General features: G+C 39.2%; 11 protein-coding genes. 8 read left to right on the top strand and 3 right to left on the bottom strand.

Annotated features, from left to right (window positions below; genetic code table 11):
* Nucleotides 1-74: 74 nt before the first annotated feature.
* The gene (locus tag ACESSZ_RS12345; RefSeq protein ID WP_499842823.1) at nt 75-1,526 is read right to left on the bottom strand and encodes an arylsulfatase; all 1,452 of its coding nucleotides are present in this window, start codon (nt 1,524-1,526) and stop codon (nt 75-77) included.
* A 240-nt stretch (nt 1,527-1,766) separates the two neighbouring features.
* On the opposite strand from ACESSZ_RS12345, the gene ACESSZ_RS12350 reads away from it, so the two are divergent.
* From ACESSZ_RS12350 to ACESSZ_RS12380, 7 genes are all read left to right on the top strand, one after another.
* Nucleotides 1,767-2,858: a radical SAM/SPASM domain-containing protein gene (locus ACESSZ_RS12350; RefSeq protein ID WP_008687167.1), complete on the top strand. Its 1,092-nt coding sequence runs from the start codon at nt 1,767-1,769 to the stop codon at nt 2,856-2,858.
* Nucleotides 2,859-2,999: 141 nt separating this feature from the next.
* Nucleotides 3,000-4,334, top strand: coding sequence for a carbohydrate ABC transporter substrate-binding protein (locus tag ACESSZ_RS12355; RefSeq protein ID WP_008687170.1), 1,335 nt, complete (start codon nt 3,000-3,002; stop codon nt 4,332-4,334).
* A gap of 73 nt (nt 4,335-4,407) precedes the next feature.
* Nucleotides 4,408-5,289, top strand: coding sequence for a carbohydrate ABC transporter permease (locus tag ACESSZ_RS12360; protein WP_412292994.1), 882 nt, complete (start codon nt 4,408-4,410; stop codon nt 5,287-5,289).
* Between the two features lie 12 nt (nt 5,290-5,301).
* Nucleotides 5,302-6,168: a carbohydrate ABC transporter permease gene (locus ACESSZ_RS12365; protein ID WP_008687174.1), complete on the top strand. Its 867-nt coding sequence runs from the start codon at nt 5,302-5,304 to the stop codon at nt 6,166-6,168.
* 9 nt (nt 6,169-6,177) lie between these two features.
* Nucleotides 6,178-8,358, top strand: a complete 2,181-nt coding sequence (gene gnpA, locus ACESSZ_RS12370; protein ID WP_008687177.1) for a 1,3-beta-galactosyl-N-acetylhexosamine phosphorylase — start codon at nt 6,178-6,180, stop codon at nt 8,356-8,358.
* The gene (locus ACESSZ_RS12375; RefSeq protein WP_008687178.1) at nt 8,345-8,518 is read left to right on the top strand and encodes a DUF6903 family protein; all 174 of its coding nucleotides are present in this window, start codon (nt 8,345-8,347) and stop codon (nt 8,516-8,518) included. Before gnpA ends, ACESSZ_RS12375 begins: the two co-directional genes overlap by 14 nt.
* A gap of 15 nt (nt 8,519-8,533) precedes the next feature.
* Nucleotides 8,534-9,625: an ABC transporter ATP-binding protein gene (locus ACESSZ_RS12380; RefSeq protein ID WP_008687180.1), complete on the top strand. Its 1,092-nt coding sequence runs from the start codon at nt 8,534-8,536 to the stop codon at nt 9,623-9,625.
* A gap of 356 nt (nt 9,626-9,981) precedes the next feature.
* On the opposite strand, the gene ACESSZ_RS12385 is transcribed toward ACESSZ_RS12380, so the two are convergent.
* Nucleotides 9,982-10,779 (bottom strand): MerR family transcriptional regulator, encoded by a 798-nt coding sequence (locus tag ACESSZ_RS12385; RefSeq protein ID WP_008687181.1) that lies wholly within the window; start codon nt 10,777-10,779, stop codon nt 9,982-9,984.
* 62 nt (nt 10,780-10,841) lie between these two features.
* Here ACESSZ_RS12385 and ACESSZ_RS12390 point away from each other — a divergent pair, with 62 nt between their 5' ends.
* Complete coding sequence (locus ACESSZ_RS12390; RefSeq protein WP_008687184.1) at nt 10,842-12,158, top strand: MATE family efflux transporter; 1,317 nt, start codon at nt 10,842-10,844, stop codon at nt 12,156-12,158.
* A 113-nt stretch (nt 12,159-12,271) separates the two neighbouring features.
* On the opposite strand, the gene ACESSZ_RS12395 is transcribed toward ACESSZ_RS12390, so the two are convergent.
* Nucleotides 12,272-12,754 carry an HD domain-containing protein gene (locus ACESSZ_RS12395; protein WP_008687185.1) on the bottom strand — a complete coding sequence of 161 codons (483 nt, stop codon included), beginning with the start codon at nt 12,752-12,754 and terminating at the stop codon, nt 12,272-12,274.
* Nucleotides 12,755-12,756 lie beyond the last annotated feature (2 nt).

Below are 12,756 nucleotides of genomic sequence, written 5' to 3' on the forward strand. Positions count from 1 at the left end.
GGTAAGCGTAGCCTGAATCTGAGCCCCTTGGGGCGATTACGTAAAAACCACCAGCTAAGCTGGTGGATATTTATTTAATACTTTTGTTGTAAGATGGTTTTGGCACATTTACCGGAAAATAGACGAGAACCATCGCTATATCCTTCTTCTCGATCTTTTAATTCAGCGATTAAATATTTACGCAGTTGCTCAATGCGTTGCTGGTATTGTACATCATGAAGAGCATCGTGTGTTTCATTTGGGTCATTGGCGAGATGGAAATATTGTTCCCTGCCAGTTTCACTATACCAGATATATTTGTCTGTTGGCGTTACGATATAGTGGTTACTGAATCCCGAATGAAAACTGTGTTCGCCATGCAAATAAGAGCGTTTGATTTCTGTATCATGCAAAATCGTATCATACAAGGAAAGACCATCCACCGTTTCAGGAATCGGCAAGTCACACAAAGCTAACAGAGTTGGCATGATGTCGCGTAATTCACAGATACCCTGTATGCGTTTAGGAAGAAGATCCGCAATGTTTTTACCGATATGCATAAGGAAGGGAATATGGGTACTGCCTTCATAAGGGAAAACCTTACGCCATAGGCTATGATCAAACAGCATTTCACCATGATCACTGACAAAGAGGATGATGGTATCCTCATACATTCCTTCTTCACGAAGGGCACTGAGAATACGTCCAATCTGATGATCTACATGCGTGATGGAAGCATAATATCCAGCCATAGCATCATGACGCATAGCTGCATCATTACAACCATAGATGGAATCACTTATAAAGCCATATTGCTTTGTCATCGCTTCATTATCCCAATCACCTTGTGCAGGTTCGCGCAGTTGCTTATCCTTATACATCGCATAGTAAGCAGGAGGAGGATCTAATGGCTGATGCGGACGAACAAAACTACTCATGAGAAAAAACGGCTTACTGCGATCTCTTGTCTTTAAAAAACGAATACTGTTATCAGCACACCAATTGGTAGGATGCAATCGTTCTTCATAGATCCATGGATGAGTGACCCAGGAATTACACTCAGCACCGCTGGCATTGACATCCGCATGACGATCTAAACTGTTTTGTAAGTCAAACAGATAATCATCACAGACCTCTTGATGCATCCAATGTGGTATATCATTGCCTCGATAACATCCCAAATACCCATCATGCAGCTTCAATCCTTGAAAGCCACATAATAACCGCGGCGGATGAACATGCATTTTGCCGATACATTGCGTTTGATAGCCGGCATTGCTAAACTCTTCTGCCAAATAATGCTCATATTCCCAAGGAATATTATCCTCATAGCCGACACGCCGGTGTGCTCTTTGACTTCGCCCTGTTAACAAAGCAGCGCGAGCGGGAATACAGCTGGGGCAAGCAGAATAGGCCTGTTCAAATAAGACACCATCATTTGCTAAAGAATCTAAATAAGGTGTTTTTACATCCGGATGATGTGCAATGGATAGGCAGTCGCCGCGGAACTGATCACACATCAATAAGAGGACATTTGCTTTTTTCATAGAAAACTCCTTTACTTTTTATATGGAGATACGCTACGCTATAAACAGATACTTTGCTTTGCGTAAGCTACAACATCTTCATTATAAGAAAAAACAGACGGTTTGTAAAATGATGCCGAAAAAGATGTCAAGATACTCATAAAAAAGACCATCTTATATAATAAATATATTTCATTCTACCAAATGATGTAATAAAATAATACGCATGAAAAAGAAAAGATCAGGGAAGGAAGGTTCTATATGAAACAGCTTAGTGTATTAATCAAACCGGCAGGTGCGGCCTGCAATATGGCTTGTGGATACTGTTTTTACCATGATGTCGCAAATCATCGCAAAGATTTTGCAGGTGTTATGACATATGAGGTGATGGAACTGGTCATTGCACGCGCTTTTGCATGTGTAGATGATGAGGGAAGTATTCATTTTGCGTTTCAAGGTGGAGAACCTACCTTAGCTGGATTGCCTTTTTTTATCTCTTTTATCAAACGGGTGAATGAAAAACAACATAAACAGCAAATACGTTACAGCCTGCAGACAAATGGCTTGTTGCTGGATGAAGCCTGGGCCCTTTTCTTAAAACAGCATGATGTTTTAACAGGAATATCACTTGATGGCTATGAATCATTGCATGAGCATATGCGAAAAGATGCGCAAGGGGAAAAGACGTATTGGCGTGTACTGCGTGCGTATGAATTATTACAAAGGCATGGTGTGAAAGTGAATATCTTAAGTGTGGTGCATGAGGAAAGTGTGGCGCATGTTAAGGCCCTGTATCATTTTTTTATCCAGCATAAGATGGAATATGTGCAATTGATTCCCTGTTTACCGGATTTGACAAATAAACATCGTTATTTATCGGCACAGGGATTTGCTCGCTTTTACATCGAGATGTTTCACTTATGGCATCAAGGCATTTCAAAGGGGCATCCCTTACATATCGGCTTATTTGATGATCTGTATCTCATGTGCATGGATTCTTTACCCTTAACTTGTGGGCGGCTGGGACGCTGTGCATTTCAGTATGTCATAGAAACAGATGGTACCATCTATCCATGTGATTTTTATGCATTGCCACAATTTGCCTGCGGAACGCTTGCTACTCACTCCCTGACGTCAGCAAGACAATGTGAGAGGGCAGAGCAATTCTTAAAACAAGAACTTCCTAAACAATGTCAAACGTGCTCCTATCTTAATTTTTGTCGTGGAGGATGCAAGCGCAAACGCGATATTTATTTAGAGGAAACGATTGGATATTGTGGGTATCGGGAATTTTTAGTACATGTATTACCAATTGTCTTAGCTGATATTTCATATGAAATAGAATGTAAGTGAATGAAAGGGAAGAAATATTGTTTCTATTATCAAAAAAGCAATAAATATAAAAAACAGAACAATATAGGGATTGTATAAAACGCTTTCATTATGTAATATTTAGGTATGGAAAACAAATCCAAATGAAGGAGGAACAGTTTTATGAAGAAAATGGTAGCATTAGCTTGTGCCGGCCTGATGGTTGCAAGCGTTGTTACAGGATGCGGCAGCAAGAAAGATGACGCTGACAAATCCGGCGGAGAAAAAAGAGTTCTGAAATTTGACTCATTCTCTGGTGGTAACGGAGAGGAAGTATGGAAGGATCTGGAAGCAGCATTTGAAAAGAAATACCCAGAAGTAGACGTTCAGATGCGCTTTGAAAAAGACTTACCAGCAGTTTTGAATAAAGAAAACGCTACAGGTACTTACTCTGATTTGGTTTACTACAACGTAGGACAGAAATCAGGATTCACAGAAAGCCAGCTGAACAGCGGCGAAGTTATGGATATCTCTGATGTATTCGCAAACGCAAAAGATGTTGATCAAGCATTTGCTGATAGTTCCGTATCTAAATATTTAGGTGATGGAAAGAACTATTTAGCACCAATCATGTATACTCCAGGTGCATTCTTCTACAATGCTGAATTGATCGGTGAAGGTAAGAAATATGCATTACCATCTACTTGGGATGAAATGTTTGCTTTAGGTGATCAGCTGAAGAAAGAAAAGGGACCAGCATTGTTCACATATCCAGTAAAAGGTTACTTCGATAACACATTGATCGGTATGTACAAACAATTAGGTATCCTAGATAAAGCATTATCTTATGATGATTCTACTTGGACTTCAAAAGAAGGTACAAAGATTCTTGAAACTGTTGGTAAATTAGTTGCTAAAGAAAACGGTTATCTGTTTAAAGATACGGTAGCAAACGCTAACGCAAAAGATGGCTTTACAAACAACCAGCAGGCTGTTATTGATGGTAAAGCATTGTTCATGCCTAATGGTTATTGGGTAAAGAATGAAATGAGCAAAACAACTCCAGAAAAAGGATTCAAATGGGGCGTTATGGCTCTGCCAGCATTCGAAAAAGATGGTAAACGTGCAATTGCATCCTTTACAGAACAGGCTTGGATTCCTAAGCAGGCTAAAAATTCAGCTGATGCTAAGAAATTCTTGGAATTCATCTACTCTGAAGAAGGCGCTGAAATTATGTTGAAACATGATATCGTTGCTCCTGTTAAGGGTATCACTGACAAGATTGACAAGAACTCTGACTTAGGTAAAGCATTCGCTACTTATAGTGAAAAGAACGTGGAAACTATCGTTGGTGCATCTTATGCAGCATACGACAAAAAAGCACTTCCTAAACTGGACTTCAACGCATCTTTATATGGACCAATTGATGACATCGCAACTGGCAAGAAAGATGTAGCCACTTGGAAATCTGAACTGATTAAACTGTGGAAAGAACTGAAAGCTAACCCAGTTAAATAAGTAAAAAAGTTGGTAATAATTAAGCGATGAGCCATCCAGTTCATCGCTTTTTAAAAAGATTGGAGGTTTCTATATGAACAAAAAGAAGGCCCAGCGTACATTTATCTTCGGATGTCTGGCGCCCGCAGTAATATTGGCTATCCTCTTTATTGCTGTACCAACGATTACCGTCTTTAAAGAATCCTTCTTTGATAAGACAGATTTGATTCATGACGGTGCATTTGTCGCTTTAGACAACTTTAAAGTATTATTCTCCGATGAACGTTTTATTGAATCTATGCAGAATATTATTTTAACCATTACGCTTGTAACACTTGTTACTTTAGTACTGGCTGTCTTATTCGCAACCCTGCTGACAAGAGAGGAATTCAGAGGAAAGAACTTCTTCCGTGTCATCTTCTATATTCCTAATATTTTAAGTATCGTTGTTATTGCCGGTATCTTCGCGGCTATTTATCAGCCATCCAATGGTATCTTGAATTCCTTCTTGGAAATGATTGGTTTGAGTGGCTTGACAAGAGTTTGGATGGGGGATCCGGATATTGTAAATTACTCTATTATCGTAGCATTGATCTGGCAGGCAATTGGTTACTATATGGTTATGTACATGGCGAGCATGTCATCCATTCCGGAAAACCTGTATGAAGCAGCTTCTTTGGAAGGTGCCGGTAAGATCAAACAGTTCTTTATGATTACCTTACCGCTTATCTGGAATAATATACGAACAACACTTACATTCTTCGTTATTTCTACGATCAACTTAAGCTTCATGTTTGTCCAGATTAATACGGAAGGTTCCCTAGGCACAGAAGTACCATTGAACTATATGTATAATAAAGCATTTGCCGGCAACTACAGCTATGGTATGGCTGCTGGTGTATGTATCTTCCTGTTCTCATTTGCCTTATCGGGCATTTTGAACAATATTACAAAACGTGACGTATTAGAGTTCTAGGAGGTAAACAAAATGAAAGAAAAAAAGAAATTTTCGCTATATAAAGTGTTTGTTTACGTCGCTCTAATCGCGTTAGCAATCACTATTATCGTACCAATCGTGTGGGTCTTCATGGCCAGTGTAAAGAGTCAGTCTGATTTAGTTCAGCGCAGTCCTTGGAGCTTACCTACACAGGTACTATGGTCAAACTTTGCGACTGCATTTCAAAAAGCACGCATGGGTGACTACCTGGTGAATTCCGTCATTGTAACGGCGATGAGTATATTCTTCCTATTGATCGTTGCACTGCCTGCATCTTATGTATTGGCACGGTTCCGTTTCAAAGGAAAGAAATTCTTTAATGCATTATTTATGGCAGGACTTTTCATTAATACGAACTATATTGTATTACCGATTTATGTTATGCTGTTCCATTGGGAAATTGCATTACAGGTACAGGATGTGTTCTTAAACAATAAAATCATGCTGTCACTGATATATGCGGCAACGTCGCTGCCATTTACGATCTATTTGCTCAGCGGCTACTTCCAAACTTTGCCGAAAGCTTATGAAGAGGCGGCTTTGATTGATGGCTGCGGATACTTTAAGACAATGACTAAGATTATGATACCGATGGCCAGACCTAGTATCATTACGGTTATCTTATTCCAATTCTTAGCATTCTGGAATGAATATATCATGGCCTTTACATTAATGGAAAAAGACAACTCAACTTTGGGAGTCGGTTTGAAATTCTTGATGGCAGATCAGCGAGCGGCTGCAGACTTTGGTGTTATGTATGCCGGCTTGGTAATCGTCATGGTTCCGACACTGATTTTGTACATCTTAGTACAGAAGAAACTGACCGAGGGCATGAGCCTTGGCGGTTTGAAAGATTAGGAGACGATTATGGGAAAAACGACTGGAAGAGTGACATTACCTGGAGAATCTAATTTCCTTGAAGAAAGTAAAGACCTGCTGAAACGCTGGGGTGCCGATGCCATTCGTGACAGTGACGGCACTAAGCTGGATGAAGGAATCAAATCGTTAGATGCCAAAATTTATACGACTTATTTTGTTGCCAGAGGACATAATGAATTTGCTCAGCAGCATATGGAGGAATGTCAGCAGATTTATCTGATGAGTCCTTATACACTAGCCGATAAAGAAGAAATTACGATTGCCTTTGCGGCTGAATATTTTGATCAGCAGGTAACACCGGATTATGACCATGATCCAAAGGAATGGTGGGAAGTTATTGATCGTACAACACAAGAAGTTGTTGATGTGAAGGATTGGGATATAAATACAAAAGACCATACGCTTACGATACATCATGCTAAGAAGTTCCATGAATATACCGTTTCTTTTCTGGCTTATATCTTATGGGATCCAACACAGATGTACAATCACATCACCAATGACTGGGGTGATAAACCTCATGAAATTCCCTTTGATGTACGAAAACCTTTCTCTCGCGCATATGTCGTACAATATTTAAAAGACTGGTTGGCTGATGAAGAGAATAAACGCTGTGATGTCGTACGATTTACAACGTTCTTCTATCACTTTACGTTAATCTTCAATAAGCTGGCAAAAGAAAAATTTGTGGATTGGTGTGGATATGGCGCTAGTGTTTCTACTGAGGCAATTTTAGCCTTCGAGAAAGCCTATGGCTATCGCTTACGCCCAGAAGTATTTGTAGATAATGGATACTACAACTCAACTTTCTGTGTACCAACCAAAGAATATTTGGAATACATTGATTTCCAACAGCGCTTTGTTGCGGAAACGGCAAAAGAATTGGTACAGTTGGTTCATGATGCTGGCAAAGAAGCTATGATGTTTTTGGGAGATAACTGGATTGGTACGGAGCCTTATGGCAAATACTTTCCGGAAATCGGCTTAGATGCTGTTGTCGGAAGTGTTGGCGGAGGTGCTACCTTGCGCTTGATTTCCGATATTCCCGGAGTGAAATACCATGAAGGACGATTCCTTCCATATTTCTTCCCGGATACCTTCTATGAAGGAAATGATCCGACGATTGAGGCAATTGATAACTGGTTAAGTGCACGTCGTGCGATTATGCGTAAACCAATTGATCGTATCGGCTATGGCGGATATCCTAGCTTAGCTTACAAATTTCCAAAGTTTGTAGACTATATTGAAAAAGTTTGTGATGAATTCCGTGAAATCTATGATCGTGTACATGGTCAAACACCATATTGCGGATTAAAGGTAGCAATCTTAAACAGCTGGGGTGCTTTACGCAGCTGGCATGCATATATGGTTGCCCATGGCTTGTATTGCAAACAAATTTACTCATACAATGGTATGCTGGAATCGCTTAGTGGTGCCAGCGTAGATGTTGTCTTCCTCAGCTTCGATGAGGTGTTGGAACATGGTATCCCAGAAGATATTGATGTTATCATCAATGCAGGGGATGCCCACACCGCATTCTCCGGCGGAGATGTTTGGAAGAATGAAAAATTAATCTCCATGATGCGTGAATGGATCTATAATGGCGGTGGATTTGTCGGTATTGGTGAACCAGCAGCAGTTGAAAACGGCGGAAGATTCTTCCAGCTGGCGGATGCTTTAGGTGTCGATAAAGAATTAGGTTTCACACTACACACGGATAAATATTTCCACACCCCATTAGCAAGTCACTTCATTACGGAAGATGTAGTGGAAGAATTGGACTTTGGTGAAGGTATGAGAAACATTTATGCGCTGAATGAAAATACCGAGATTATTTCCTACAGCAACGGCGAAGTACACTTAGGTGCACATACTTATGGAAAAGGAAGAGGCGTTTATATTGCCGGTCTTCCATACAGCACGCAGAATACACGCGTACTGCTGCGTTCTCTCTATTATGCGGCACATAAAGAAGAAGAATTTAAAAAATGGTATGCGGATAACCTCTATTGTGAAGTTCATGCATACCCGGATAACAACATGTATGCAATTCTAAATAATACCAATCAAGAACAAAAAACAAATGTGTATGATGGAGAAGGCAATCATGTCGCAGTAACACTCGCCCCTGGTGAAATAAGATGGATGGTGATAAATGATGGAAAATAATGCAGTGAAAAATATAATCATGGCAATCTTGTTCTTCGTGTTTCTTGGACTGATCATTGTCGGACAGAAAACCGTCAGTGTGGCAAATCTAGGCATGGAATTCATCGGCCTTGCGGGATTGCTCGTTCTGCTGTATTTATACAACAGAAAATACAAATAACAGGAGGTAATAAGAATGGCTGAATTATCATTAAGACATATTGATAAGATATATGACAATAATGTCCAGGCAGTATTTGACTTCAACCTGGAGATTAAAGACAAAGAGTTTATCGTCTTTGTAGGACCATCCGGCTGCGGTAAATCAACAACATTGCGTATGATTGCCGGGTTGGAAGACATCAGTGCCGGAGAATTTTACATTGATGGCAAATTGATGAATGACGTGGAACCAAAGGATAGAGATATTGCGATGGTTTTCCAGTCTTATGCATTGTATCCACACATGAGTGTTTACGATAATATGGCATTTGGCTTAAAGCTGAAAAAAGTGCCAAAAGAAGAAATCGACAAACGTGTGCATGAGGCTGCACGTGTTCTGGAAATTGAAGAATATTTGGATCGTAAGCCCAAAGCTTTATCAGGCGGACAGCGTCAGCGTGTTGCTTTAGGACGTGCGATTGTACGTAATGCGAAAGTATTCTTGATGGATGAGCCACTGTCAAACCTGGATGCAAAGCTACGTGTACAGATGCGTAGTGAAATTATCAAATTGCATGAGCGTATCAATGCGACAACGATTTATGTAACTCATGATCAGACCGAAGCTATGACGATGGCTGACCGTATTGTTGTTATGAAGAAAGGGTATATTCAACAAATCGGAAGTCCTAAGGAAATCTATAATAATCCTGCCAATATGTTCGTTGCCGGATTCCTGGGAGCACCTGCCACAAACTTCTTAACCGGGATTTGCAAAGGACACAGCTTTATCTGTAATGATCATGAAATCAAACTGCCGGAAATGTTCCATGAAGCATTGAAGCCATATGATGGCAAAGAAATTGTGATGGGTATTCGTCCAGAAGATTTGCATGGTGAAGGTATCGTTGCCGATACGTATCCAACGGCACATTTCCAATTTGATGTAGATGTCAGCGAATTGCTAGGTCATGAATTCATCCTGCATGGCAAATGGGGCAAGCAACGTTTAGAAGCAAAGGTTGCGGCACGTATGGAAGCCCGTGCACATGAAACGATTGAACTTGCTATGGATTTAAGTAAGGTACATTTCTTCGATCAAGAAACAGAATTAACGATTGTATAATAAGAATTCCCCCATCTTTCCATAAGGAAAGGTGTTGCTGAAGAGGCAGATATGGATAAATAGCATGTCCCCTCCTCTAATATATAGCCTCTTCAGCTATAGGAAGAGTCGATCTGACATCAGGAAGGAATTGCAGATTGACAAAAAATCCCGTGATAAGCGGGATTTTTTATGTGAAATGTTTCTATAATATCTTATAAGCATGATGTTACCAATTCAATAGCTAGGAATAAAAGGACCAGATAAGATCAATGGATATGTAAGTAATTGTAGAAGCGTTAAAAATTTGCAAACACAACTGTTTTAAGCAAGCTTTTTTAAATATCCTACGTCATCAGAAAGTGAGATACTACTGTTTATTTCGTTTGGCATACTTGTAATTGCAGTTGGGTGATATATTCTTCTTTTTGGCGTGTCTCATGCACATCAATGACAAAAAACTCCATGGCTTCTGATACGATCGTATAGTGATGCTGTTGACAATATTCGATCATCATTTTCAAATGTTGATAATCAGGATCACGCGGTCCTTGGTAATAAAGATTGAGATAAAGACCCTCAGGCAATGTGAATTCATAATCTGTTAAAGTGTCTTCCATGATAAAAACAGAGGAAGGATGAATATGGTTCTTATCTTCAATGTTCAAAAAGCAGCCAGTGTGAAAATTGCCGATTGTATAAATATTGTCTTCATATTCTTTGCTGAGCTTAATCAATTGATATTCAATATCATCGTGAATATCATCAGTAGCTAAGGAAACACATTTACGTTGGTTAAGATGCAAAAGCTCCATCTTATCAAAGACAACTTTGGTACTTTTCAATAAAGAAGCTTTACGACGCTGTAAATCCTTTTTCAGTTTTTTTAGCTCTTGAATACGTTGATCGACAATACGTTCTTCCTCTTCCATAAAGGCAAGGCTATTTTCAATTGTACGGTTTTCTAAATAGGCGGCAATATGCTTCATGGAGAATCCTAAATTACGTAAATCGCGGATCATGTTCAAACGATAAATGTCACTTGTCGTATATTGCCGATAGCGATTCTTGTCACGCATGGGATGAAGAATACCGATTTCTTCATAATAACGTAAGGAATCTACGCCAATATTGTATAATTTAGAAATTTCATTAATTTTATAGTAGTTTTTCATGTACACCTCTTGACTCTGGTATTATACCAAGGTTTATAATGCTCATGCAAGTGAGGTGTTTTATGAATCATAAAAAACAGTTTTTAAAATTTGTCGTGCCATCCATAGTATCAATGCTAGTATTTAATTTATATACGATGATCGATGGTATTTATGTTGCACGTTTTGTTGGTGAAAAAGCCTTATCGGCAGTCAATATCGCTATGCCCTATATAAATTTTATATTTGCTTTTTCCATTTTATTTTCCGTTGGGACATCGACGGTCGTGGCTATTTTTCGAGGAGAAAATAAGCTGGTACAAGCGAATCAGACATTTACGCGAAATACACTGTTTTTAAGCGTCTGCGGTATCGTTATTACGTTGGTTGCACAATATTTCTTAAATGATTTAGCACGCTTTTTAGGTGCTAGTGAAGCTACGATGCCCTATGTGCTGGATTATTTGGGAACAATCGCATGGTTCAGCTTTTTTTTCATCGTATCGTATTCTTTAGAAGTATTAGTAAAAACAGATGGATTTCCTCGTTTAGCTACCGCAGCCGTAAGTGTTGGGGCAGTCACAAACATTGTGATGGACTTTGTCTTAGTCGTTGTATTTCCTATGGGAATCAAAGGGGCAGCTTTAGCTACCGGATTATCACAGGTGTTAACTTTTACCGTATTCTTTCTTCATTTTTTGATGAAAAGGGGAAATATTCATTGGTGTCGTACAACTTTAGATATGTCGGTGTATAAGCGCATTCTGCCTATCGGTATAGCTGACTTTATCACGGAAATGTCGGCAGGCGTCATCGTCTTTCTTTTTAACCATGCTATTTTAAGATATATAGGGGATGATGGAATTGTCACCTATACGGTGATTACGTATATATACAATCTGGTGATGATGACCTTTACAGGAATATCACAAGGAACACAACCTTTAGTCAGCTTTTATCATGGAAAAAAGGAGCCCGCGACCTGTGCATTATTTTTACGCTATGCCCGTATATCAACATTTACAATATCAATTGTTGCCCTTGGTTTCTGCCTGTTGGCAGCACCGCTTATAGTTTCCATATTTATTGATACAAATATACAGCCCTTATTTCATGATAGTGTAAAAGCCTTTCGCATGTTTTCCCTATGTTATTTGGTTATTGGCTATAACATTATATATAGTGGTTATTTTGCAGCTTTGGAAAAAAACCGATATTCTTTTACAATCTCTATGTTGCGGGGATTTGTATTCATAGCTTTTTCTATCTGGGTGCTGGGATGGCTATTTCAAGGAGATGGCATATGGCTTGCGACCTTGTTATGTGAATGTATGACCTTATTATGCAGTACTTGGTTTATGCATACGGAATATAAAAAGAGAAAGCAAGCATCTTCATAATGCTTAGGATTGTTTGATATGTATTATAAAAGCCTGTTTTCATGATCAACTCTTATATATACAGCATGTGGACATGTCTGGGTAATATTTGAGAAATCATGTAGGAAACAGGCTTATTTTTGATTCTGTATTTTTTCTAGTGCTTCTAACAAATAGAAGAGACGATAATTATCTTTTTCCGATAGCTTAATATTTACGTTATATAAGTAATGTTGTAAGACATCGGCATCTTTTAAGATTTCCGATATCGTACCATCATGACGACTCATTTTATCAGAATGAACAGCGATGACATTACGAATGATCTGAACTTCTTCTTCAGTGAAGGCCTTCGTTTCGTTTAATAGCTTTTCCGCGTATTCACTACTGCGTTTGGCGTGAACAGCATGAGGACAATTTTCCGTATATAAAGCAATATCATGTAGCATAGCCGCTATGCAGGCAAGCTCTACATCAGCTTTCCGAATGGTTGCCAAAAGCGCTGCGGCTTGTGCAACACCATACGTATGAATATAAGCGAATTTACGTGTTTCTTCTTTTTGTAATTTGTTGATTTCTTGATCAACTTTTTCGCGTATTAATTCCAGGCGGTCCATAT

The sequence above is a fragment of the Eubacterium sp. 3_1_31 genome (assembly GCF_964249515.1).
GTDB lineage: Bacteria > Bacillota_I > Bacilli_A > Erysipelotrichales > Erysipelotrichaceae > Longicatena > Longicatena caecimuris.